General features: G+C 71.3%; 18 protein-coding genes. 11 read left to right on the top strand and 7 right to left on the bottom strand.

The genetic code is table 11. The annotated features are described in order from the left end of the window. Positions 1-1095, bottom strand: a 1095-nt coding sequence (locus ABFX54_RS13985) for a sensor histidine kinase (RefSeq protein WP_346104833.1), incomplete at its 3' end; no start/stop codon positions are given. Positions 1096-1213: 118 nt separating this feature from the next. Beyond that, positions 1214-2074, bottom strand: a complete 861-nt coding sequence (locus tag ABFX54_RS13990; protein ID WP_346104835.1) for a RecB family exonuclease — start codon at positions 2072-2074, stop codon at positions 1214-1216. Positions 2075-2190: 116 nt separating this feature from the next. Between ABFX54_RS13990 and ABFX54_RS13995 the strand changes: the two genes are divergently transcribed. Together ABFX54_RS13995 and ABFX54_RS14000 are read left to right on the top strand one after the other, a co-directional pair. Continuing rightward, on the top strand, positions 2191-3327 hold the full coding sequence (locus ABFX54_RS13995; protein ID WP_346104837.1) for a site-2 protease family protein: 1137 nt from the start codon (positions 2191-2193) through the stop codon (positions 3325-3327). A gap of 339 nt (positions 3328-3666) precedes the next feature. Further along, on the top strand, positions 3667-5160 hold the full coding sequence (locus tag ABFX54_RS14000) for an FHA domain-containing protein (RefSeq protein WP_346104839.1): 1494 nt from the start codon (positions 3667-3669) through the stop codon (positions 5158-5160). A gap of 195 nt (positions 5161-5355) precedes the next feature. Here ABFX54_RS14000 and ABFX54_RS14005 read toward each other — a convergent pair whose 3' ends face one another. The 4 genes from ABFX54_RS14005 to ABFX54_RS14020 all read right to left on the bottom strand — a co-directional run bounded on the left by ABFX54_RS14005 (position 5356) and on the right by ABFX54_RS14020 (position 11831). After that, on the bottom strand, positions 5356-6213 hold the full coding sequence (locus tag ABFX54_RS14005) for a sugar nucleotide-binding protein (RefSeq protein ID WP_346104841.1): 858 nt from the start codon (positions 6211-6213) through the stop codon (positions 5356-5358). Between the two features lie 263 nt (positions 6214-6476). Next, positions 6477-9629 carry an ATP-binding protein gene (locus ABFX54_RS14010; protein ID WP_346104843.1) on the bottom strand — a complete coding sequence of 1051 codons (3153 nt, stop codon included), beginning with the start codon at positions 9627-9629 and terminating at the stop codon, positions 6477-6479. A gap of 384 nt (positions 9630-10013) precedes the next feature. Continuing rightward, positions 10014-10511 (bottom strand): hypothetical protein, encoded by a 498-nt coding sequence (locus ABFX54_RS14015; RefSeq protein ID WP_346104845.1) that lies wholly within the window; start codon positions 10509-10511, stop codon positions 10014-10016. Between the two features lie 264 nt (positions 10512-10775). After that, positions 10776-11831 carry a GNAT family N-acetyltransferase gene (locus ABFX54_RS14020; RefSeq protein WP_346104847.1) on the bottom strand — a complete coding sequence of 352 codons (1056 nt, stop codon included), beginning with the start codon at positions 11829-11831 and terminating at the stop codon, positions 10776-10778. Between the two features lie 88 nt (positions 11832-11919). On the opposite strand from ABFX54_RS14020, the gene ABFX54_RS14025 reads away from it, so the two are divergent. From ABFX54_RS14025 to ABFX54_RS14060, 8 genes are all read left to right on the top strand, one after another. Continuing rightward, complete coding sequence (locus ABFX54_RS14025; protein WP_346104848.1) at positions 11920-12771, top strand: tRNA (adenine-N1)-methyltransferase; 852 nt, start codon at positions 11920-11922, stop codon at positions 12769-12771. Positions 12772-12975: 204 nt separating this feature from the next. Next, entirely contained in the window at positions 12976-14739 is a 1764-nt protein-coding gene (arc, locus tag ABFX54_RS14030; RefSeq protein ID WP_346104850.1) for a proteasome ATPase, read from the top strand. A gap of 180 nt (positions 14740-14919) precedes the next feature. Next, on the top strand, positions 14920-17256 hold the full coding sequence (gene hypF, locus ABFX54_RS14035) for a carbamoyltransferase HypF (RefSeq protein ID WP_346104852.1): 2337 nt from the start codon (positions 14920-14922) through the stop codon (positions 17254-17256). Between the two features lie 65 nt (positions 17257-17321). Continuing rightward, positions 17322-18350 carry a diaminopropionate ammonia-lyase gene (locus tag ABFX54_RS14040; RefSeq protein ID WP_346104854.1) on the top strand — a complete coding sequence of 343 codons (1029 nt, stop codon included), beginning with the start codon at positions 17322-17324 and terminating at the stop codon, positions 18348-18350. Between the two features lie 67 nt (positions 18351-18417). Beyond that, complete coding sequence (locus ABFX54_RS14045; protein WP_346104856.1) at positions 18418-19497, top strand: acyltransferase family protein; 1080 nt, start codon at positions 18418-18420, stop codon at positions 19495-19497. Positions 19498-19583: 86 nt separating this feature from the next. Then, complete coding sequence (gene dop, locus ABFX54_RS14050; protein ID WP_346104858.1) at positions 19584-21098, top strand: depupylase/deamidase Dop; 1515 nt, start codon at positions 19584-19586, stop codon at positions 21096-21098. A gap of 262 nt (positions 21099-21360) precedes the next feature. Then, positions 21361-21570: a ubiquitin-like protein Pup gene (locus ABFX54_RS14055; protein WP_346104859.1), complete on the top strand. Its 210-nt coding sequence runs from the start codon at positions 21361-21363 to the stop codon at positions 21568-21570. Between the two features lie 142 nt (positions 21571-21712). Continuing rightward, positions 21713-22579 carry an endonuclease VII domain-containing protein gene (locus ABFX54_RS14060; RefSeq protein WP_346105050.1) on the top strand — a complete coding sequence of 289 codons (867 nt, stop codon included), beginning with the start codon at positions 21713-21715 and terminating at the stop codon, positions 22577-22579. Here the strand turns inward: ABFX54_RS14060 and ABFX54_RS14065 are convergent. Continuing rightward, on the bottom strand, positions 22470-22763 hold the full coding sequence (locus tag ABFX54_RS14065; RefSeq protein WP_346104861.1) for a type II toxin-antitoxin system Phd/YefM family antitoxin: 294 nt from the start codon (positions 22761-22763) through the stop codon (positions 22470-22472). The genes ABFX54_RS14060 and ABFX54_RS14065 overlap by 110 nt on opposite strands. Before the next feature lie 72 nt (positions 22764-22835). Here ABFX54_RS14065 and ABFX54_RS14070 point away from each other — a divergent pair, with 72 nt between their 5' ends. Beyond that, complete coding sequence (locus ABFX54_RS14070) at positions 22836-24101, top strand: MFS transporter (protein WP_346104863.1); 1266 nt, start codon at positions 22836-22838, stop codon at positions 24099-24101. The last annotated feature ends 67 nt before the right edge of the window (positions 24102-24168 follow it).

Here is a 24168-nt window from a genome sequence, read left to right on the forward strand (position 1 = left end):
GCCGCCACTGGCGCCGCCACTGGCGCCGCCACTGGCGCCGCCACTGGCGCCGCCCTTTCGGCCGCCGCCGTTCCCGTCGTCGCGTACCTCCACGTCCAGCTCGCCCGGATCGTGGCGTACGGTCACCACCGCCTTCACCCCCGCCCCCGCGTGCCGCAGGCTGTTGGTCAGCCCCTCCTGGACCAGCCGGTAGGCGGCCAGGTCCACCCCGGCGGGCAGCGGCACCGGCTCGCCCTCCACCCGCAGCGACGTGGGCAGCCCCGCCTCGCGCATCTGCTCGACCAGCGACGGCAGATCCCGCACGCCCGGCTGCGGGCCCAGCTCCGCGCGCGCGTCCGTGCGCAGCACGCCGACGATGTTGCGCATCTCCGTCATCGCCAGCCGGCCCGTGTGCTCGATCGCCGACAGCGCCTCACGGGCCAGGTCGGGGTCGGTGGCCAGCACCCGCCGCGCCGCCGCGGCCTGCACGGTCATCACGCTGACGTGGTGGGCCACCACGTCGTGCAGCTCGCGGGCGATGCGCGAGCGCTCCTCGGCCCGCGCCGCCCTGGTGTCGGCCGCGTGCGCCCGCTCCAGCCTGGCCGCCCGGTCCTTCAGCTCCTCCAGGTACGCCCGGCGCAACCGCAGACTGCGGCCCGCCCCCCACACCGCCACCAGGACCACCGCGTAGACCACGTGCTCGTTCGGCCCGGACGCCCTGATCGGGCCCGCCACCGCGCCGACCGCGTAGGTCGTCACCGCGAGCAGCAGCGCCCCCAGCGCCACCGCCAGCCCCCGGTGGGAGGCCACCGAATAGAGCAGCACCATGCCCGACAGCGCGGACACGCCCGTGCCGTAACCGGCCAGGTCGAGCAGCGCCTCCGGCACCAGGCCCGCGCACAGCGCCGCCAGCGGCCAGCGGCGGCGCACGGCCACCGGCGCGCACGCCAGCACCACCAGCAGCGTGCCGAACGGGTCGGGCGCGCGCACGCCGTCGGCAGGCAGCCCCTCGGCCTGGAGCCTGGCGGGCCCGTAGAGCACGAACTGCGCCACGGAGGCCGCGGCCACCACCCCGGCGAGAACCGTGTCGTGGAGCCTGCTCCGATCTATGCGCACCGCTTCACTGTAAGACCAGGTGAAAGCCCGGAACCTCCTCCCACGGGAGGATAAGCGTGATCCGTGGCGCCTGGCCCGCTTTCCGCTCGCGGGCCGTCCGGCCGTCCGTGACGGGCGGTCAGAGCTCGTCGGTCGCGGCGCGGCGGCTGCTGCGCACGGTGTCGCCCGGCTGCCGGTCGGGCACCGGCGGCGGGGTGCCGCCGAACTCCGGGCAGAGCGCCTGGTGATCGCACCAGTCGCACAGCCGGCTCCTGCGCGCCCGCCACTCGCCCGACTCCAGCGCCCGCTCGATCGCCGCCCACAAAGCCATCACCTTGCGCTCGGTGGCCAGCAGGTCGGCCTCGTCGGGCGCGTAGCGCAGCACCTCGCCCCGGCCACCCAGATAGACCAGCTGCAGCAGCCGCGGGACCTGCCCGCGCAGCCGCCACAGCACCAGCGCGTAGAACTTCATCTGAAACAGCGCCTTGGCCTCGAAGTCGGGCCCGGGCGCGCTGCCCGTCTTGTAGTCGACCACGCGGACCTCGCCGGTCGGCGCGACGTCGATCCGGTCGACGTAGCCGCGCAGCATCAGCCCGCCGTCGAGCACCGCCTCCACATAGAGCTCCCGCTCGGCCGGCTCCAGCCGGGTCGGGTCCTCCAGCGTGAAGTAGCGCTCCAGCATGCCGCGCGCCTGATCCAGCCACTCCGCCTGCTCGGCCGCGTCGGCGAACATCTGCGCGTAGTGCGGCTCCTCGGCCAGTAAACGCTGCCACTGCGGCTCCAGCAGCTCCAGCGCCGCCGGAATCGAACGGCGCTGCGCGGGCAGGTCGTAGAGGCGCTCCAGGACCGCGTGGACCACCGTGCCACGCACCGCCGCCTGCGACGGCTTCTCGGGCAACCGGTCGATCACCCGGAAGCGGTAGAGCAGCGGACATGTCATGAAGTCGCCCGCCCGGGACGGGGAGAGAGCTCCGATGATCACCGGTTCGGTCAACGTCATGCACCGCACTCTAGGTCAAGAGCCCGACAGAATAACGCCCGCGGGACGAGGGTCACCTGATCCGGCGCGTAGCATCAAGGCAGCAACAGCATGTAAATGGACGTTCAAGGAGTGCGGTGAGCGAGCAGAGCCCGCGGCAGGAGTTCTCCGGCATCCGGATGGGGAGGCCGTTCGGCATTCCGGTCTACGTCTCCTGGACGTGGTTCCTGGTGGCGGCGTTCATCACCGTCATGTTCGGGCCCCAGATGCGGCAGATGCTGCCCCACCTCGGCGAGTTCGCCGCGTACGGGGTCGCGTTCCTGTTCGCGGTGCTGCTGTACGTCTCGGTGCTGCTGCACGAGCTGGCCCACAGCGTCCTGGCCAAGTCCTACGGCCTGCCGGTCCGCCGGATCACCCTCTACCTCCTCGGCGGCGTCTCGGAGATCGAGAAGGAGCCGCCGACGCCGGGCAAGGAGTTCATGGTCGCCGCCGCAGGCCCCGCGCTCTCGCTGGGGCTGGCCGGCGCCGGCCTGGCCGCCGACGTCTGGGTGATCAACGACGGGGGCATTCTCGAAGTGCTCACCTGGCAGCTGTGGTTCGCCAACCTCATCGTCGGCGTGTTCAACCTGCTGCCGGGGCTGCCGCTCGACGGCGGCAGGATGTTGCGCGCCGGCGTCTGGAAGCTCTCCGGCAACCCGGGCTCCGGCACCATCGTGGCGGCCTGGGGCGGGCGGGTGCTGGCCGCGCTGCTGGTGATCTTCCCGGTGGCGACCGCGCTGACCGGCGGGCGCGACCTGGACTTCACCGACCTGGTGTGGCCGCTGGTGCTGGCCTCGTTCATCTGGATGGGCGCGAGCCAGTCGCTGCGCGTCGCCAAGATCCGCCAGCGCATCCCGCAGGTCAACGCGCGCGCCCTGGCCCGCAGGGCCATCCCGGTGACCGCCGAGACGCCGCTGGCCGAGGCGCTGCGGCAGGCCGGCGAGCAGCGGGCGGGCGCGATCGTCGTCGTCGATCACGAGGGCAGGCCCGTGGCCATCGTCAGCGAGGCCGCCGTCCAGGCCACCCCCGAGCACCGCCGGCCATGGGTGAACGTCGGCGCCCTGGCCAAGTCGCTGGAGCCCGCCATGATGCTCGGGGCCGGTCTGGAGGGCGAGGCGCTCATCGACGCCATGCGCGATGCGCCGGGCAGCGAATACCTGCTCATCGAGGACGGCGGCGAGATCTTCGGCGTGCTCGCCACGGCCGATGTGAACCGGGTTTTCACGGGCGTCTGATTTGTCCCACTCGTTTCTGCGGCGACCCATGGATAGGGTCGTGTCCAGCAGTTTCGGGCTCCGGGGCCGCCTCAGGCGATTTCAGCGATGCGACGACTGGCCGATAGTGTGCTGTTTGGCCATAACTTGCACAGTTAAGAGGTTTGTTGCGGTCCACGGTTCATCGAATCGAGACGGCGGGCCCGCGACACGGCCTCGCCGTCTGGGTATGCGTATGGCTGGTGGCCGGCACGGCAGTGCGGGTGCCGTAACATCGCCGGTTTCCGGGGAGGAGAGTTGAGTGACCGAGCGCAGCGAGGGCACCGATGAGCGCAGCACGGTCGTCATGAGGAGGGGCGCATGAGCGGCCAAGGCTTCGGAGTGGTGCGTCCGCTTCCTGGAAACGGGCTGGTCGCCTACGTGGGCGGGCTGCTGCTGGTGTGCGACCCGGCCGAGCCCGCCGCCGACGACCTGCTCGAGGCGCTGCGCGAGACGGCCGCCGCCGGCGGCGACGGCCGTGCCCTGGCCCGCAGGGCCGCCCAGGTGCTCGCCGCCAACATGGCCGGCGACCCCACCACGTGCGCGGTCGCCGGGCCTGTCGGCGACGGCGTCGCCGTCCTGGTCAGGGGCTCGGCCGCGGCCACCATCGGCACCGCCGCCGGCGAGACGCGGCTGGCCGGCAGCGACTCCCTGACGTGGGCCGATCGCCTCGTCACCAGCACCGTCGAACGCGTCGAGCTCAACCTGCCCGGCGCCGGCAGCCCGCACCCCGCGGTCCGCTTCGAAGGCGGCATCGTCCACGGCGGCGGCCTCGTCGGCGACCTCACCGACCAGCCCGCGGCCTCCGCCGCCCCGGCCCCGTCCAGGCCGCTCACCAGCGAGATGCCCGCCACCGCCTTCCACCTGGAAGCCGACCTGATCCAGCCGCCGGCGCAGCAACCCGTCGAACGGCCCCCCTACCCCCTCGCCGACCAGCCGCCGATCCAGGCCGGGCCGCCCTCGGGCCCCCAGCCCGCGCCCGTCGAGCAGCCCTCCTACCAGCCTCCGGAGCAGTCGCCCTACCTCCCGCCGCAGGAGCCCGCCTACCAGCCCCCCGAGCAGCCGTCGTTCCAGGCGCCGCACGAGCCGCCGTTCCAGCAGGAGCCGGCCTTCCACCAGGAGGCCCCCTACCAGCAGGAGCAGCCGCCGCCGCTGCCCGAGCCGCAGCAGTTCCCCTCCTACGACGAGCCGCCGCCCTCCGGCAACGGCGACCAGCAGGTCCCGCAGCACCTCGGCGCGCCCGACCACTTCGACCAGCCCGCACCGCCCCTGCTCGGCCCGCCCGACCACTTCGACCCGGGCCCGCCGCAGCAGGAGCAGCAGCAGGCCGACCACGGCGACCGACCGCTCGTCTACGGGGTCGACTGCAAGAACGACCACTTCAACGACCCCCGCGTCCCCTACTGCGCCGTCTGCGGCATCGCCCTCGTGCAGCGCACCCTCGTCCCCTACAAGGGCCCGCGCCCCTCGCTCGGCGTCCTCATCCTCGACGACGGCACGGCCCTGCCCCTGGAGAGCGACTACCTGCTCGGCCGCGACCCGGAGCGCGCCCCCGAGGTGGCCGGCGGCAACGCCAGGCCCGCCAAGGTGACCAGCCCCGACGGCTCGGTCTCCCGCCGCCACCTGCGGGTGGCGCTCGACGGGTGGGACGTCAACCTGGTCGATCTGGGCTCGGTGAACGGCACCCAGATCCAGCCGCCCGGCGACCCCAACTTCTACGACATCCCGCCGAACGAGCCCGTCACGATCGCCCCGGGGACCACGGTGCGGGTGGGGGTGTCCCGGACGCTGCGCTTCGAGGCGCATCGGGGGTAGCCGGCGAGTCGCCGCCTTGACGCCCGCGTACCGGATCATCGCCGGGGCGCGGGCGCTGTGGCGGCGCGCTGACCCGGTCGCTCCGCTCCTCGACCGGCTCCACTTCTCGACTGGCTCCGCCCTTGATCGGCCCCATCCTTGGCCGGCCAAGGGACGGAGCCGGTCGAGGGACGGTGTCGAGCAGGGCGCAGTCGATCAAAGGGTGGTTGCGGCCGGATCGGCGGAGGGTGCCAGGAACTCACGGGCGCCACGCAGACGGGTCCCGAGCCGCCCTTGGGTCGCCGAGCAGTCCAGCCGCACCTCCACCGGCCCGGCCACCCCGGCGTTCGCCCGGCGGCCGGTCGAGAGACGCGCCTCGTCGAGGCCGTCACGGCGGGCGATGAGCACCCCCATCTCATGCCGGCTCACCGCATCGGCGCCCGCCACGTGCTGGACGCCGGAGTATCCCCGTACCGCCAGCTCCAGCAGCGCCGCCGCCAGGTCGGAGACGTGCACCGGGCACCGTACGTCATCCGTGAACAGCACACCCGTGCGGGACCCCGAGGCCAGCGCGTGCACCAGCGCCTCGTGCGCCGACTGGCCGCGTCCGACGATCAGCGACGTCCTGGCGATGGCGGCATCCGGCAGCACGGCCCTGACGGCCGTCTCCGCCGCCGCCTTGGCCGCCCCGTACGGGCTGACGGGGTCGGGGGAGCAGGACTCGTCGTACGAGAAGGCCCTGCCGGAGAAGACGGCGTCACTGGAGACGTGCACCAGCCGCCCACCCGCCGCCGCGACGGCCGCCGCCACGTTCGCGGCGCCGTCGGCCGTGATCGCCCACTCGGCCTGCCGGTACGCGGCGTTGATCGTCACCTCGGGCCCGAACGCCCCCACCACGCCGGCGACGCCGGCCCGCGACCGCACGTCCACCCGCAGCCACTCGGCACCCGTTCCCGCTGCCTTCGCGCCGGTCCCGGACAGGTAGGTCGCGCCCACCTCATGACCGGCGGCGGCGCACAACCGTACGAGCTCGCGGCCCAGGAACCCGCTCCCGCCGACGATGAGCACTCTCACGAACGGCCACGCTACTCCACACGGACATGCACCCCTTGCTCGGACAAAGCATCCCGCCTCGCCTCACCTTGCCCCGCCTCGTTCCAGCTCACCCCGCCCCAGGACCCGCACTGAAAGGGCACCGACACGGCGACCGGGACCGGGACCGGGAGCGGGACCCGCACCGAAAGTGGTAGCGGGACCGAGGCCGGGGGGCTTCACGTCCTGACCTGTGGCCGGGCAGGGCGAAGGTGAGCTGACCTGATCGGATACGGCGTTCGGTCTCACCCGGAATGGGGGCACCACTCCGGTACGGAGCCGGCTCGCAGCGCCTCCGCCTGTGCTCCTGCTTCGGCCGCGAAGAGCCCGAGCCCCGCGGCGGCGAAGTGGGCGGCCACCGCCGTCAGCGCATCCGCGTCGCCCCCGGCCAGGGCGTCGGCGTGGCGCAGCGCAAGCCGTACCCGCAGGCCGTCGTGTGTCGCCGCGAGCGCGCTCAGCCGAGGGAGTGCGCTGGCGGGTGCGCCCAGGCGCACGGCGTCGTGCAACGCCACCGCCTCGAACGACGACGGCCCGCCCCCACGGCACTCCTCCGCATGGGCCAGAGCCAGATCCACGGCCCGCGCCCGCCGTCCCGCCGCGGCCTGCGTCCACACCTCGGCCAGGGCCACCCAGTGCCGGAGCGCGGTCCATGTGACCGGCGCCCTCGCGGCGTCCGGCGACACACGTGCCTCGGTGACGTCCAGCGACGCCCGCCGCTCCGCGCCCAAAGGCGGCTGTGCCCTGGTGACGTTCGGCGACGGCCGCCCCTCTGCCGCGTCCAATGACGGCTGCACCCTGTGGAGATCCAGCCACGGCCGCTCCTCCGCCGCGTTCGCTGACGATTGTGCTCTTGTCGTGCCCAGTGACGCCCGCGCTTCTGTCGCCGCGCCCAGGGATGCCTGCGCGCCTATCGCGTCTGGCGATGCCCGTGCCTCTGTCATGTCCAGCGATGCCCGCGCTCCCGCCGCGTCCCCGCGCAGGGCCTGTGCCATCGCGTACGCCGTCCTGCGTTCGGCGGCGGCCAGTGGCGTCTCACGCCTGACCGGAGCTCGTAGGAGGAACAGCGCCGCTCCCAGCTCACCCCTCAGCATCGCCAGCCGCCCCCGGGCCAGTACCTGCTCGCTCGTGCCCGGCCAGCCGGGTCCCATGGAGGCGGTCGCCCGTTCGACGGCCACCAGGTCGCCGGCGAACCATCCGCACAGCGCCCACGTCATGTGAGCCGACGTCCACGGGGGCGCGGGATCCTCTCCGGTGAGAGCGTCGACGGCGTGCGCAGGCACCCGCTTGTGTCGTGACGAGCCTTGGGTGAGGCGCGGCTCTCGCGGTCTCGGCGGCTTCTGGGGCTTCTCGGCTTGCACGGCGGGCAGGACGTCACGAAGCACCGCCACCGCTTCGCCGGTCCGCCCCTGGTGGCACAAGGCCAGTGCCAACGCCAGAGACACCCGGTCGTCGGCTGGCGGTGCGATGGCCCCGGCGGTGGGGGAGTGGTGGTGGTTGGCGATCGATGTGCTCGGTCCGGAGGTCTGGGGCCGATCTACGCCCTGCGCCGGCAGGGCCTCCGCACGGAGTGGGTTCGGGTCCGACGAGATCTGCTCCACGGTCCTGAGCGCCGCGTCGGGGCGCGCCGTCTCCGCCAGCAGCCTCGCCCTCTCCACGGCCAGCTCATGCCGGAGCGCCGCACGTTCCAGGCCCGGCCGCGATCCTTGGGTCGCGCGGTCGGCGTCCGTCTCGTCTGGCGGTCCCATCTGCCGAGCGGTCGGTCGGTGGAGTGGACGGCCTGAGTCGGCGTCCGTCTCGTCTTGACGGCCTGGCTGTTGGGTGGACGGGACCGGGCCTTGAGACGTCCTCGCTGGGTCCGAGCCGGGGGTTGGTTCCGGGTCGCGCAGTTCCTTGTGCGTGGTGGCCAGTAGGTCGAGTGCGTCGCCGAGTCGGTCCAGTCCCCAGGCCAGGGTTCGGGCTCTGGCCAGGGTCAGGCGTACCCGCCGCTGGTCGTCGCCCCTCGCGTGGCACGCGTCCTCCGCTGCGGTGAGCACCGCGAGGGCCTGGTCCGGCCGTCCGGCACCGTTCAGGGCGGTCGCCAGCCCGATCGCGGCGCTCGCGCCGCCGCCCTCACGCATCGCGGCTCGCCCGAGCCGGATGGCCGACGCGTGATCGTGTACGGCCTCCGCCAGCCTGCACGCCCCCACCAGCGTTCCGGCGTCCGCCCGCAGCCCGCCCGCCAGCCGCCACGCCGCGACCCGGGCGGTGTCACAGCGCCCGCGGGCTTCGGCGGCTTCCGGTGAGTCTTTGACCGGTGCACCCGTGGTGGCACCCAAGGTCGGCTCCGTGGTGGTGCTCACAGCCGTCTCCACGGAGGGCTCTACGGGGGTCCCAGCTGCGACCTGCGCCGTGAACTGCCCTCCGTGCGTCACCCCGGCCGCGGCGCCGGTCGCGGTTTCCGCTGCGGACTTCGTTTCGGACTCCACCGCGGCGACGAGGTCGGCATACCGGCGGGTGCGGCGCTCGGCGGGGCATCGGTCGCGGGCCGCCTCCCCGTACAGGGGGTGGGCCGGCCGCGCCACCTCCCCGCGCCATTCGCGCGCCACCTCGATCACCCCGAGGTTCAGCGCCTCCAGCACCGCCGCCTCCGAGCACAGGCCCGCCAGCGTTCCCACCCCGATGGGCTCCCCGAACGTCGCGTACTCCAGCACCGAGGCCGCGCCGTCCGGCAACGATCCCACCCGGTGGTCCACGAGGTCGGCCACCCCGCGCGCCGGCGGCGGGTCGCCGGACAGCCGCCACACCCCGTCCGACTGCTGGAGCGATCCAGAGGCTCGCATGGCGTGCACCAGTTCGCGCAGCCACAGCGCGTTCCCGCCGGTGAGCTCCGTCAGCGTGGACACGGCGGTGTCGTCGGCGGGCCCGCCCAGCGCCGCCGCCAGCACGGCCGACACGTCCGCCTCGCCGAGCGGCTCCACGTCGAACCGTCTGAGTCGTCCGTCCCGCCACAGCTCCACGACCGGGCCGCCGGTGTCCGCCTCCGAGCACACGGTCGCGATCAGGCGGATCCGGCCGGCGCGTACGAGGGCCGCCAGGGTCTCGGCCGAGTGGCTGTCCAGCAGGTGGGCGTCGTCCACGAGGGTCAGGACTTCGAGGCCGGGGGAGCACTGGCGCCCGCCGAACCCCGAGCCGGTCCCGTACGCGGGCGGCGGCGAGCCGCCCGGTACGTCGCGCAGCGCCCGGGACCCCTTGACCGTGAACGCGCCCCCGAGCCGCCCCGCCAGCCGTACCGCGAGCGCGCTCTTGCCCACCCCCGGCGGCCCCGTGACGAGCACCCCCTGAGCGGTCGGGTCGCGGGTGAGGCGGAGCAGGTGCCCGAGCTCCTGCTCCCTCCCGGCGAACGGCCGGCTGGTCCCCATGATGCGAGGTTACGCCGCCGGCAAAGAGGATGATCATCTAGTTCCCCATTTATGACTCATCCGTGGATAAAGGCGACAACCTCGTCGGGCTGATGCCCGCCGGAGCCGTCCTGTCAGGGTCTTCGTCAAGGGCCGAGGGAGAGGCGGGGAGCGGCGGCGAAAGGCGGGATCGGCGGCAGGGTAGGGGGTGCGGGCGCGGCAGGAGGCAGGACGTGAAGGTCGTATTACGCTTTCTCGTGAAATGTCGGGATTATCTTGGTTAACCCGGTAAATGGGGAAAATTCTTCGGAAAAGAAACGCCTACGGTCCTGAAGGAACGCCGCGAAACACACCGGATACCGGTCATCCCTATCCCAGCGATCCGGCCGTACGCAAAAACGCGCCTCACTGCTGCGCCGCCCGGAAAGCCCGAACCCCGCGCAACAACCGCACCGCCGCCTCCATCCCGCACGCCGCCTCCATCGCCCGCCCCGCCGCCGTGGCGAACCGGCCCAGCAGGTGCTCGTCCCCGTCGCAGAACCCCCGCCCCGCGACCCACACGAACATGTGGTCACGCGCCACCACGGGCACCGGCGTGGCCAGGAAGCCCGGCTCGCCCACCGACACGTCCCGCGCCAGCCGCAGCGCCCCCGACGTCGCCGCCAGCTCCTTCGTCACCCCCGACTCGGCCAGCCACCGCCGCAGCGGATCGCCGGCCGGGGCGTGCACGTGGACGCAGCTCGCCTCCTGGCGCAGGACGTCCACCCGGACGAACCCCGCGTAAGGGGTGCCGGCCACGGCCGCGGCGGCACGCGCGAGCCGGTCGATCAGGTCGCCGGCCTCCGGGCAGGAGAACGAGGTGATGAGATCACGCATGGCGACGTCGAGGCGGTTGTATGGCATGGCGATGATCCCTCGGAGCGGAGGGGGGCGAGATCGCGCAGCCCGATCACGCGACGCTCACCTGCGGGTGCCCTGACTATCGCCCCCGCCGCCGCCCTTGACTACCCCCCAACAGGAAATCAGGATTTTTGCCGCGTTCAGGGCGGCCGCAGGGGCCGCGCCGCAACGCCCCGTACCAGTTCACGGCGGTCCCTCGACGGCCCCCACGCCGCACCGCAAGAGCGCCGCACCGCGCTTCACCACAGCCGCAGCCACCCGAGCCGGTCACGGGCGCAGCAGCGCCCACTGCACGTCGTCGCCGCGCGTGCCGTCCGGCTTCGGGAACAGCTCCCTGTGCACGCCCTCCCGCACGAACCCGGCCCGCCGCAGCACCGCCTGCGAGGCCATGTTCGCCACGTCGGTGCCGGCCACGATGCGGTGCAGCGGCGTGTTCGCGAACGCCCAGCCGGTCAGCAGCGTGACCGCCCGCGTCATGAACCCCCTGCCGCGGAAGGCGGGCAGCAGCGAGTAGCCGATCATCGCCTGCCCCAGCGGTGGCGCCACCTGCGCCAGCTGCACGTGCCCCGCGAACGCCCCCGAGGCCGCGTCCCTGATCACCAGCTCGATCCGCTGCCCCGACGCCCACCAGTAGCGGGTGTAGCGGCAGCGGCGCTCGTCGTCCTCCAGCGACGTGGCATGCCCCAGCGAGAAGGCCGCCACGCTCGGCTCGTTCATCATCCGGTGGTAGTCGCCGGCGTCGGCCGGCTCCACGGGGGTCAGCCGCACCACGCCGTCGCTCAGCTCGCCGCCCTCGAAGAACGGCAGGTACGGCTCCGCCCCCGTCACCGCCTCCCCCCGCAGCCGGGCGAACAGCACGAAGTCGGCGAACCGCCCGTCGCGCAGCCGCCTCGCCTCCCGCCGCACCCCCTCCTCGCGAAAGCCCGCCTTGTACGCCACCCGCAGGCTCGCCACGTTCTCCACCTCGGCCTCCAGCTCGACCCGGCGCACCCCTTGGTCGAACAGCCAGTCCGTCACCGCCCTGGCCGCCGTCGCCGCCACGTCACGGCCCCGGGCCCACGGCGCCACCAGGTAGCCGAGCCGCGCCACGCCCCACTCGTCCGGCGGGCGCACCCCGACCGCCCCGGCGAAGCGGCCGTCCAGGGTGATCGCGTGCTCGGCCCCGCCGTCCGCCCACCTCGCCCGGGCGTTCTTCACGTACTCCAGCGCGTGCTGCGGCTCGTACGGGTCGGGCAGCAACGGCATGAACCTGGCCGTCACCGGATCCGAGCACGTCCGCACCACCTCGTCGACGTCCGCCTCCACCGGGGGACGAAGGATCAACGGACCGGTCGAGAGCACCTCACGCGCAAACATCCCCCATAGATATCGCGCGTCCTGACGCCCTCGAAAGCCCTATAACCTTGCCGCCATGGGTTTCCGCAGGCATGGGCCTTTCCAGGTGGGGGATCAGGTGCAGCTCACCGACCCCAAGAACAAGCGCCACACGATCACTCTCAAAGAGGACGGCGTCTTCCACACCCACAAGGGCGCCATCCCGCACAGCGACCTGATCGGGCAGCCCGAGGGCTCCGTCGTGCGCTCCTCCGGCGGCACGCAGTACCTCGCCTTCCGCCACCTGCTCCAGGACTACACGCTGGCCATGCCGCGCGGCGCGGCCGTGATCTACCCCAAGGACGCCTCGATGATCGTCGGCATGGCCGACGTGTTCCCCGGCGCCCGCGTCATCGAGGCCGGCGTCGGCTCCGGCGCGCTGACCTGCTTCCTGCTGCGCGCCGTCGGCCCCGAGGGCCACGTGACCTCCTACGAGCGGCGCGAGGAGTTCGCCGACGTCGCCCGCAAGAACGTGGAGAAGTTCTACGGCGGCCCCATGGACGACAACTGGCGGCTGGTCGTCGGCGACCTGGTGGCCTCCATCGACGAGGTCGACGTCGACCGGGTCATCCTCGACATGCTCGCCCCCTGGGAGTGCGTCGACGCCGCCGCGAAGGCGCTCACGCCCGGCGGTGTGATCTGCTGCTACGTGGCCACGACGACCCAGATGTCCAAGACCGTGGAGGCCATTCGCGATCACGGGTGTTTCACCGAGCCGCATGCGTGGGAGACCCTGGTTCGCGACTGGCACGTCGAAGGGCTCGCGGTAAGACCCGATCATCGGATGATCGGCCACACCGGTTTCCTCGTCGCCGCCCGCCGCATGGCCGACGGCGTGACCCCGCCGCCGCGCCGTCGACGACCGAAGGGGACGACTGAGGAACTATGACAATTTGGCCACGAGGGTGCGTTGGTGCGTGACACGGGAACAGATCGCCGTGTTCATATGCTGGGAGTATTAAACGCCCTATTGGGGATTAATCAACGAATACTGAATGTCACTCTACGAACACTGCCCGGCCAGGTTACGGAGGGGCCCGAGATAGGTAAGGTCCTTAGTAGTCGCTCTCGACTGGGAAGGAGGTGACGGGGCGTGGCAGCTCGCGATGATGCTGAGGCTCGAGCCGCGCAGCGCGAACGGGAGGTCGCTGATCTTTCAACACAGGTCTCCTTCCTCCAGGAGGAGATCACCGCGCTGAGGCGGAAGCTGGCCGAGTCACCCCGTCAGGCCAGGGTCCTCGAAGAGCGTCTCCATGAGGCACAGGCGAACCTCGCGGCCGTGACAGGCCAGAACGAACGCCTGGTGGCCACACTCAAGGAGGCCCGGGACCAAATCGTCGCTCTCAAGGAGGAGGTCGACCGGCTGGCGCAGCCGCCATCCGGCTTCGGCACCTTCCTCGAGGCCAGAGAAGACGGCACGATCGAGGTGTTCACCGGCGGCCGCAAGCTCCGGGTGAACGTCAGCCCGGCCGTCGACGTCGACTCGCTGCGGCGTGGCCAGGAGGTCATGCTCAACGAGGCGCTCAACGTGGTCGAGGCACTCGGCTACGAAGAGGTCGGCGAGATCGTGATGCTCAAAGAACTGCTCGACGAGGGCAAGCGGGCCCTGGTCATCTCGCACGCCGACGAAGAACGCGTCGTGCGACTGGCCGAGTCGCTGGTAGGCCAGCCCATCAGGGCCGGCGACTCACTCCTGCTCGAACCTCGCTCCGGCTACGTCTACGAGCGCATACCCAAGTCCGAAGTCGAAGAGCTCGTGCTCGAAGAGGTCCCCGACATCTCCTACGAGGAGATCGGCGGCCTCATGCGGCAGATCGAGCAGATCAGGGACGCCATCGAGCTGCCCTACCTGCACGCCGACCTGTTCCGCGAGCACAAACTCCGTCCGCCCAAGGGCGTGCTCCTCTACGGCCCGCCCGGCTGTGGCAAGACGCTCATCGCCAAGGCCGTCGCCAACTCCCTGGCCAAGCAGGTCGCGGAGAAGACCGGCCAGTCCGGCAAGAGCTTCTTCCTCAACATCAAGGGCCCGGAGCTGCTCAACAAGTACGTCGGCGAGACCGAGCGGCACATCCGCCTGGTCTTCCAGCGGGCCCGCGAGAAGGCGTCCGAGGGCACCCCGGTGATCGTGTTCTTCGACGAGATGGACTCGATCTTCCGCACCCGAGGCTCCGGCGTGTCCTCCGACGTGGAGAACACCATCGTCCCTCAGCTGCTGTCCGAGATCGACGGCGTCGAGGGCCTGGAAAACGTCATCGTCATCGGCGCCTCCAACCGCGAGGACATGATCGACCCGGCGATCCTGCGGCCCGGCCGCCTGGACGTCAAGATCAAGATCGAGCGGCCGGACGCCGAGGCGGCCAAGGACATCTTCTCGAAATACCTCGTCTCCGACCTGCCCCTGCACCCGGACGACCTGGCGGAGCACTCCGGCTCCCGTGAGGCCACCATCGTGGGCATGATCCAGAGCGTCGTCGAGCGCATGTACACCGAGAGCGAGGAAAACCGCTTCCTCGAGGTGACCTACGCCAACGGCGACAAGGAAGTCCTCTACTTCAAGGACTTCAACTCCGGCGCGATGATCCAGAACATCGTCGACCGGGGCAAGAAGATGGCCATCAAGCAGTTCCTCGAAAGCGGCCAGAAGGGCCTGCGGGTGCAACACCTGCTCACGGCCTGCGTGGACGAGTTCTCCGAGAACGAGGACCTGCCCAACACCACCAACCCCGACGACTGGGCCCGCATCTCCGGCAAGAAGGGCGAGCGGATCGTCTACATCCGCACCCTCGTCTCCGGCAAGCAGGGCACCGAAGCCGGCCGGTCCATCGACACCGTCGCCAACACCGGTCAATACCTGTAACACCCCTGGACGGCAGGGTCGCGCGACAACCGCCGCGCGGCCCTGCCGTCTTGTGTGGGCACGATGCCACCCGGGCCGTACGTCCCCTTCGCGGCACAACGCGGACAAGATCCCACCAGGAACGCGCGCGACACGGCCGATACACATGCACGCCACCCCGATCAGGCGCACACTGAGCCTGTGACCACGCTCAAACGGGTGGACGTGCACGTCGAAGGCATAGTCCAAGGGGTCGGCTTCCGCCCCTTCGTCTACTCGCTCGCCAACCGGCTCGGCCTGGCGGGACGCGTCCGCAACGACGTCAACGGCGTCCACATCGAGGTCGAAGGAGCCCACGCCGGCGTCGAGGAGTTCCTCACCGCCCTCGAACGCGACGCGCCCGCCCTGTCCGAGATCGAACGCGTCACCGTCGTCAGCGCCGAACCCGCAGGACACAGCGGCTTCACCATCGCCACCAGCGACCCCTCAGGACCGCTCCGCGCCCTCGTCTCCGCCGACACCGCCACCTGCGACGACTGCCTGCGCGAACTCGCCGACCCCGCCGACCGCCGCCACCGCTACCCGTTCATCAACTGCACCAACTGCGGGCCCCGCTTCACCATCGTGCGCGGCGTCCCCTACGACCGGCTGCGCACCACCATGGCCGGATATCGCATGTGCGACGACTGCGCCCGCGAATACCACGACCCCGGCGACCGCCGCTTCCACGCCCAGCCCGCCTGCTGCCCCGCCTGCGGCCCCCGGCTGCGGCTGCGCGACGCCCGCGGCGTCGACCTGTGCGGCGACCCCGTCTCCTGCGCCGCCACCCTCCTGCGCGCCGGCCGCGTCGTCGCCGTCAAAGGACTCGGCGGCTACCACCTCGCCGTCACCGCCTCCGACGAACGCGCCGTCGCCACCCTGCGCGGGCGCAAGCACCGAGAGGAGAAACCGTTCGCCGTCATGGCCGCCGACCTCGCCCAGGCCCGGCGGTTGTGCGAGATCGACGACGCCGCGGCCGCGCTGCTCACCAGCCGCGCCCGCCCCATCGTCCTGCTGCCCCGCCGCCGGGACACCCCTGACGCTTCCGGCACCCCTCGGGTCGCCCCCTCCGTCGCGCCGGGCAGCCACAACCTCGGCCTCATGCTGCCGTACACACCCCTGCACCACCTCCTCCTGGCCGAACTCGCCGAACCCATCGTCCTGACCAGCGGCAACGTCTCCGACGAACCCATCGCCTACGAGGACGCCGACGCCCTCACCCGCCTCGGCGGCGTCGCCGACGCCTTCCTCCTCCACGACCGTGCCATCCACACCCGCACCGACGACTCCGTCGTCAAACCCGCCTCCGGCGAGGTCACCATGCTGCGCCGGGCCCGCGGCTACGCCCCGGAACCCCTCGCCCTGCGCCGCCCGGCCCCCAGGCCCGTGCTCGGCTGCGGCGCCGAACTCAAGAGCACCTTCTGCCTCCTGCACGGACGCCGCGCCTTCGTCTCCCACCACCTCGGCGACCTGGAGAACTACGACACCCTGCGCGCGTTCGCCGCGAGCATCGACCACTACTGCGGCCTGTTCGGCATCCGCCCCGAACTCATCGCCCACGACCTGCACCCCGACTACCTGTCCACCAGGCACGCCCTCGAACAGACCGGCGTCGAACACGTCGGCGTCCAGCACCACCACGCCCACATCGCCTCATGCCTCGCCGACAACGGCGACCCCGGCCCCGTGATCGGCGTCGCCTTCGACGGCCTCGGCCACGGACCCGACGGCACCCTGTGGGGCGGCGAATTCCTGCGCGCCGACCTGACCGGCTACCAACGCCTCGGCCACCTCGCCCAGGTCCCCATGCCCGGCGGCACCGCCGCCATCCGCCAGCCCTGGCGCATGACCGCCGCCTACCTGCGCGACGAACGCCCCGGCCTCGACGTCGCCCGCCGCAATGCCGAACGCTGGCCCGCCGTCCTCCAGCTCGCCGCCACCGGGCTCAACTCGCCCCTCACCTCCAGCGCCGGCCGCCTCTTCGACGCCGTCTCGGCACTGCTCGGCATCCGCGACACGATCACGTACGAGGGGCAGGCGGCGATCGAACTCGAACAGCGCGCCGACACCTCGGAGACCGGCGTCTACACCGCCGGCATCACCACCTCGGGCACCACGGGCCTCGCCGCCGGGGCCTCCGCCGGTGGCCCGCTCGTCGTCGAGGGCGGCCACCTCGTCCGCGCCACCGCCGACCACCTCACCGCCGGAGTCGACCCCGCCGTCATCGCCGGACGTTTCCACAACGGCGTCGCCGCCGCCATCAGCCGCTCCTGCGTCGCCCTGCGCCAGGCCACCGGACTCACCGCCGTCGCGCTGTCCGGCGGCGTCTTCCAGAACGCGCTCCTGCTCGAACGCACGGTCCAGCGGCTGCGCGCCGCCGGGTTCCGGGTGCTCAAGCACGTACGGGTGCCGCCCAACGACGGCGGCATCAGCCTCGGCCAGGCCGCCGTCGCCGCCGCCCGGGACCGCCGACAGGAGGCGGCTCATGACGGCCGGTGAGCGCCCGCGACGGCGCACCACGGGAGGGAGGGCCGGAGACCGCCCCCCGGCCTAGCATGGCGATCATGGAGTACCTCAATCCCGCCCGCGCCCCCTACACCGGCCAGGACCGGGAGCTCATCGGGACCGGGCACGCCCGCCGCGCCCGCGCCCACATCGCCCGGCGCCCCGCCTACCGGCCCACCCCCGTCCACACCATCCCCGGCCTGGCCGGGACCGCCGCCGTCCACGTCAAGGACGAGAGCGCACGCATGGGACTGGGCAGCTTCAAGGCGCTCGGCGGCGCGTACGCCGTCCACCTGCTCGCCGAACGCGACGACACCGGCACGCCCGTCGTCTGCGCCAGCGCGGGCAACCACGGCCTCTCCGTCGCCGCCGGCGCGGCGGAAGCGGGCCTGCCCTGCCACGTCTACCTCGGCGGGGACGTGCCCGAGACGTTCGCCACGCGGCTGCGCGACCTCGGCGCCCACGTACGGCGCGCCGGCCCCGACTACGACGCCGGCCTGCGGGCGGCCCTCGGCGCCGCCCAGGAGCACGGCTGGCGGCTCGTCGCCGACACCTCATGGGAGGGCTACACCAGCGTCCCCCTGGACGTCATGCGCGGCTACACCGTCCTGTTCGACGAGCTCACCGGCCCGGCCGGCGGGCCCACGCACGTGTTCGTGCAGGCCGGCGTAGGAGGACTGGCCGCCGCCGCGGCCGGATATGTCCGCGACCGCTGGGGCGAGCGGCCCAGACTCGTCGTCGTCGAGCCGGAAGGCGCCCCCTGCCTCATCGAGAGCGCCCGCGCCGGAGCGCCCGTACGCGTCCCTGGCGCCCCCACCACCCTCGGCCGGCTCGACTGCAAGGAACCCTCGCTCCTCGCCCACCGCCTCCTGAACCACCTGGCCGACCTCTACCTGACCATCACCGACGACCAGGCCGCCGACGCCGCCCGCCGGCTCGCCCGGGCCGGCGTCACCCTGTCAGCCTGCGGCGCCGCCGGAGCCGCCGGGCTGCTCGCCCTCACGCCCTCCGCCCGCCACGCCCTCGGCCTCGACCACACCTCACACGTGCTGCTCGTGGGAACAGAGGGACCAGTGGAACCAAAGTGATCAGACTTACGTCAAAGATGGCGTGCATCAACCCAACCGGCCGCGACACGCACGAGGGAACGGCCGGTTGGCCGAACTCGACCTCCTGCGCTTCCTCGCCGCCCTGGCCGTCGTCGCCTTCCACTACCTGGTCGCCTACGCCTCCGTGTGGGGCGACCGGCCCGCGGAGCTCTTCCCGGCGCTGGCGCCCGTCGCGGGGCTCGGCATCTTAGGCGTTGAGCTCTTCTTCATCATCAGCGGATTCGTCATCCTGATGAGCGTCTGGGGACGCGGCCTCGGCGCCTTCGCCCGCTCGCGCCTGGTCCGCCTCTACCCCGCCTACTGGCTCAGCCTGGCCGCCATCGCCGCCCTCTACGGCCTCACCGGAGCCAAGGCGCTCGACCCAAAACTTTCCCCAGGTGAATACCTGGTGAACGCCACCATGTTGCAGCGGCTGTTCAAACTCACCGACGCCAGCGGCGTCTACTGGTCCCTCTGGGCCGAGCTGCGCTTCTACCTCCTGATCTCCATCCTGGTGATCGTCGGCGTCACGTACGGGCGCGTACTGATCTTCTCCGGCGTCTGGCTGGCCGCCGTGATCGGCGCCAGGATCATCGAGAACGGCACCCTCGACGAGTTCGTCATGCCCGACTACGCGCCCTACTTCATCGCCGGCATGGCCCTCTACCTCATCCACAAACACGGCAGTTCCTGGCTCCCGTGGCTCTACGTCGCCGCCGGCTACGGCCTGTCGATCGGCTCCGCGCTCGACCGCGTCCAGCGCCGCATCGACCTGGCCGGGTTCAAGAACATGCCCGTCACCGGCGTCAGCGTGGTCATCACCGTCACCCTCATCTACCTCGCCACGTCCCTCGTCGCCCTCGGGTTGCTCCGCCTCAAACCGTCCAGGACGCTCACCGCGCTCGGCGGCACGACATACCCGCTTTACCTGTTCCATAGCGTCATCGCGGTGGCCCTCATCCCGCTGCTCACCGGGGACCTGCCGCCCTGGGCCGTCGCTCTGGCCACGACCCTGACCGCGATCGTGGTGTCGTATCTCGTCTACTCCTTTGCCGAACGCCCCATCCAGCGGCTCCTCAAGCCACGCAGATCCACACAAACCCCATCAGCTCCCGGCGTACAGGTTGAAAAGGCGTCGGTGCCATAACTCTGTGGCCCCGGGGCACTGTGAAGGGCATAGGCTCGGGCATATAAACGGCGGATAGACAGACCCGGACGAACAGAGGGTGTTGCATGACGGTGCGTCGGGTGATGGGCATCGAGACCGAGTACGGCATCTCCGTACCAGGTCAGCCAGGCGCCAACGCGATGGTGACCTCCTCACAGGTCGTGAACGCCTACCTGGCCGCCTCGGCGGCCCGCGCGCGCAGGGCACGATGGGACTTCGAAGAGGAAAACCCGCTGCGCGACGCGCGCGGCTTCGACCTGGCCAGAGAGGTGGCCGACCCCACCCAGCTGACCGACGAGGACCTCGGCCTGGCCAACGTCATCCTCACCAACGGCGCCAGGCTCTACGTCGACCACGCTCACCCCGAATACAGCTCGCCCGAGTGCACCAACCCCCGGGCCGCCGTCATCTGGGACAAAGCCGGCGAACGCGTCATGTACGACGCCGCCACCCGCGCCTCGGCCATCCCCTCCAACGCGCCCATCCAGCTCTACAAGAACAACACCGACGCCAAGGGCGCCTCCTACGGCTGCCACGAGAACTACCTCATGCGGCGCGCCACACCCTTCGCCGACATCGTCAGGCACCTGACCCCCTTCTTCGTCTCCCGCCAGGTCGTCGTCGGGGCCGGCAAGGTCGGCATCGGCCAGGACTCCCGCGGTGAGGGCTTCCAGATCAGCCAGCGCGCCGACTTCTTCGAGGTCGAGGTGGGCCTGGAGACCACGCTCAAGCGGCCGATCATCAACACGCGCGACGAACCGCACGCCGATCCGGAGAAGTACCGGCGCCTGCACGTGATCATCGGCGACGCCAACATGTCGGAAATATCCACTTATCTCAAGCTCGGGTCCACCGCCCTCGTCCTCGCCATGATCGAAGAGGGCTTCCTCACCCGCGACCTCGCCGTCGAAAACCCCGTACAAGCACTCAGGGCCGTCTCCCACGACCCCACCTGCCGCTACGAAATCCCCATGCGCGACGGCCGCAAGCTCACCGCCGTCCAACTCCAGATGGAATACCTGGAACAAGCCCGCAAATACGTCGAAGAGCGCGGCACCGCCCAGGACGAGATGAACAAAGACATCCTCGACCGCTGGGAATCCATCCTCACCCGCCTCGCCGAAGACCCCATGCAACTCGCCCGCGAACTCGACTGGGTCGCCAAGCTCGAACTCCTCGAGGGCTACCGCAGCCGCGACGGCCTCACCTGGTCCCACCCCCGCCTCCAGCTCGTCGACCTCCAATACTCCGACATCCGCCCCGACCGCGGCCTCTACAACCGCCTCGTCGCCCGCGGACGCATGCAACGCCTCGTCACCGAAGACGAAGTCCAGCGCGCCGTCGAACAACCACCCAGCGACACCCGCGCCTACTTCCGCGGCCGCTGCCTCAGCCAATACAGCGAATCCGTCGCCGCCGCCTCCTGGGACTCCGTCATCTTCGACATCCCCGGCCGCGAATCCCTCCAGCGCGTCCCCACCCTCGAACCACTCCGCGGCACCAAAGCCCACGTGGGCGAGCTCTTCGACCGCTGCCGCACCGCCGCCGACCTCGTCGCCGCCCTCACCGGCGGCGACTGACCACACCGCCGGCTCGTCATCTCAGGGGATCGTCACCACTCGGACGGTCCCCTGTAGTGGTATGGGCACTGTGATGCCGAGCACACCCGGCCTCCTCGGGAGCCGATCGGACATCCCGAACCCCCTGTAGGTACGGGGCTTCGCGATTGGGCAGTGCCGCTATCTGGCCAACCCGCCAAGATCGACGGCCGATCGGCGCGAAATGTCGCCCGGTTCGGGGAAGATATGCACTAGAGGCAGTCCCCCGAAGCGGAGGTAGGACATGGCGAGCAAGGACACCGGCGGCCAGAAGCAGACCGGACGCCGCGAGAACGAGGTCGAGGAGACCGAGGCCTCGGCGGCACCGGATGTGCAGGAGCGGCAGGAGAAGCTCACCGACGACGTCGACGCAATTCTGGACGAAATCGACGAAGTTCTCGAAGAGAACGCAGAGGAATTCGTGCGCTCTTATGTACAAAAGGGCGGAGAGTAGGATAAATCGTACATTTGATGATCGGGGAGGGGGCGGACGGGTGTAAGCGGTGTCCGGACTGTGGGGAGGAGAAGGAGGTCTCCGAGTTCGGACGCAACAAGCGCATAGCTGATGGGCTGGCGCGATACTACGGAACTACCATCTGAAGCGCCGCTACGGCATCACCGAGGACGGCTTCGAGCGCATGCTCGCCCAGCAGGGCGGGCTCTGCGCCGTCTGCCGGACCGTTCCCGGCACGTTCGTCGATCACTGTCACCGGACCGGCGCGGTCCGGGGCATTCTCTGTTTCAACTGCGACAACGGGCTCGGGCACTTCGGCGACAATCTGGTGTTGCTGGAGCTGGCCGCGCTCTATCTGGACGGGGAGGTGCTCTGGCCGGAGTTCGTGGTCCTGCCGGAGCAGCGGGACGGCGGGGTGGTGCCGCCGACCCGGGGTCATCACCTGGGGCAGCGTTATCAGGTGCGGCACGAGGATGTGGAACGGATGGTCGCGGCTCAGCGCGGGTTGTGCGTGGTGTGCTGGGATCGGCCGCCTGAGCATGTGGATCATTGTCATCGGACCGGTGAGGTGCGGTATGCGTTGTGCCTGCCGTGCAATACCGGGATCGGGCGGTTCCGGGATGATGCCGCGGTGGTGTGGCGGGCGCTTGCCTATGTGGAGGCGGGCGCGGGGGATGTGGGGGAGGCTCTGGTCGCCGAGGCGGAGGTGTCCGATGCCGAGCTGGAGGCGTTGGTGCGGGCGGAGGAGGAGCTCCGGTCGGAGTTCTATCGGCAGGTGACGCGGGTGGGTTGGCGTCCTGCGCGCGCAGGGCGCGGCGGTCGGGCGGTGCGCGCGGGTGTGGCGCGCGGGTGTGGCGCACGCACGCGGGTCGGGGCGTGTGGATGCGGTGCGGAGGAGTTCAGCGGGAGGAGTTCCCCGGCGGCGTGTCCTGTGCCGCGATGTCCGGGCGGCGTGCTGGGGCGGCGGCCGGTGGCTCGGCGCGGTCGAACGATGACCGTCCCAGGGTGATGATCTGCTCGGCGCCGCTGCCGTCCATCGCCTGAAGCCGTTCCAGATCGGCGATCGACACCATGGCGACCACCGGTTTGCCGTGGCGGCTGAGCACGATCCGCTCGCCGCCGTAGGCTACCCGTCCCATCAGGTCGGCCAGCTGGGCGCGCGCCTCGGTGAAGGGGACTGCGTCGGCGTCCATGTTCTGCACAGTACTGCAGTTCCGTACCACTCGAATCTGTACATTTTTCGAAAAATGTACATAATCGCGATCATGGGTGAGCCACTGCGCCGCAACCGCGACTTCGTCCTGCTCTGGAGCGCCACCTCGGTCGCGACGCTGGGTGCCCAGGTCGCCTCCGTCGCCTACCCCCTGCTGGTCCTGGAACTGACCGGGTCGGCCGTGCACGCCGGGCTGATCGCCTCGGCCGCGATGGCCGCCGGCATCGTGCTGCGCCTGCCTGCGGGCGCCCTGGTCGATCGGTGGGATCGGCGGCGCACCATGCTCACCTGCCATCTCGTGCAGGCCGCGGTCGTCGCCGTCGTCGTCGCCGGTTCGCTGCTCGGGTTGCTCGACTGGCGGATGCTGCCGGCCGCGGCCGCGATCGGCAGCGCTTGCGGGGTGTTCTTCCATCCGGCGGAGACGGCGATGCTGCGGCGCGTGGTTCCCGCCGAGCACCTGCCCCAGGCCCTCGCGCACAACGAGGCACGCCAGTACGGAGCCGCGATCGCCGGTCCTCCGCTGGGCGGCCTGCTGTTCAACCTGGGGAGAACGGTCCCTCTCGCCGGGGAGCTCCTGGCCTACGTGCTGTCCTTCGCCGCTGTCCTCGCCATCAAATCCCCGACGCCCATCAGGTCTCCGACGCCCGCCAGGTCTCCGAGGCCCGCCACCGCGGCCGCGGACCGGCCGCGCAGTCTCCTGCGCGACATCGCCGAGGGCCTGCGCTGGACCTGGCGGCAGCGCTTCCTGCGCGTCCTGCTGGTGACGGCCGCGGGCTTCAGCCTGGTGTTCTCCGCGCTGACCCTCACCGCCATCGTCGCCGCCCGGCAGAGCGGCGCCGCACCGTCTGACATCGGGCTGATGATGGCGATCTGCGGCGCCGGGGGCCTGCTGGGCGCGCTGGTCGCCCCCCGGCTGCGGCGGCGTGGCCCGGCGTCGGTCGTTCTGGCGATGTTCTGGGTCGCCGCCGCGGCCATCCCCGCGATGGCCGTCCGTCCCACCGCCTGGGCCATCGGACCGCTGCTGGCCGTGGCGTTCTTCCTGGCCCCGGCGGCCAACGCGATCCTGTACACGTACCAGATGGCCATCACGCCCGACCATCTGCAGGGCCGCGTGATCAGCAGCCTCGCCCTCATCGGCAGCGCGGTGACCCCGGTCGGGCCGCTCGCCTCGGGACTGATCCTGGACCGCTGGGGTGTGACGGCCGCTCTGCTGTCGATCGCGTCCGTCATGGCGGTCGTGGCCTTGGGCGCCACGCTGAGCCGCACCATCCGGCGGTTGCCCCCGCTGGCCGAGGTTGAGGCCGTGGCTGCGGGATGAGCGCTGTCCGGCGTGCCCTCGTGGATCGGGCGGCGGTGGTGTGGCGGGCGCCTGCTCATGTGGAGGC

It is taken from the genome of Nonomuraea maheshkhaliensis, from assembly GCF_039529435.1.
Lineage (GTDB): Bacteria > Actinomycetota > Actinomycetes > Streptosporangiales > Streptosporangiaceae > Nonomuraea > Nonomuraea maheshkhaliensis.

Coding starts and splice junctions, on each gene's coding strand:
- ABFX54_RS13990 (WP_346104835.1), bottom strand. CDS start 2,074: ATGACGTTGACCGAACCGGTGATCATCGGAGCTCTCTCCCCGTCCCGG.
- ABFX54_RS14000 (WP_346104839.1), top strand. CDS start 3,667: ATGAGCGGCCAAGGCTTCGGAGTGGTGCGTCCGCTTCCTGGAAACGGG.
- ABFX54_RS14010 (WP_346104843.1), bottom strand. CDS start 9,629: ATGGGGACCAGCCGGCCGTTCGCCGGGAGGGAGCAGGAGCTCGGGCAC.
- ABFX54_RS14015 (WP_346104845.1), bottom strand. CDS start 10,511: ATGCCATACAACCGCCTCGACGTCGCCATGCGTGATCTCATCACCTCG.
- ABFX54_RS14025 (WP_346104848.1), top strand. CDS start 11,920: ATGGGTTTCCGCAGGCATGGGCCTTTCCAGGTGGGGGATCAGGTGCAG.
- ABFX54_RS14040 (WP_346104854.1), top strand. CDS start 17,322: ATGGAGTACCTCAATCCCGCCCGCGCCCCCTACACCGGCCAGGACCGG.
- dop (WP_346104858.1), top strand. CDS start 19,584: ATGACGGTGCGTCGGGTGATGGGCATCGAGACCGAGTACGGCATCTCC.
- ABFX54_RS14055 (WP_346104859.1), top strand. CDS start 21,361: ATGGCGAGCAAGGACACCGGCGGCCAGAAGCAGACCGGACGCCGCGAG.
- ABFX54_RS14065 (WP_346104861.1), bottom strand. CDS start 22,763: ATGGACGCCGACGCAGTCCCCTTCACCGAGGCGCGCGCCCAGCTGGCC.
- ABFX54_RS14070 (WP_346104863.1), top strand. CDS start 22,836: ATGGGTGAGCCACTGCGCCGCAACCGCGACTTCGTCCTGCTCTGGAGC.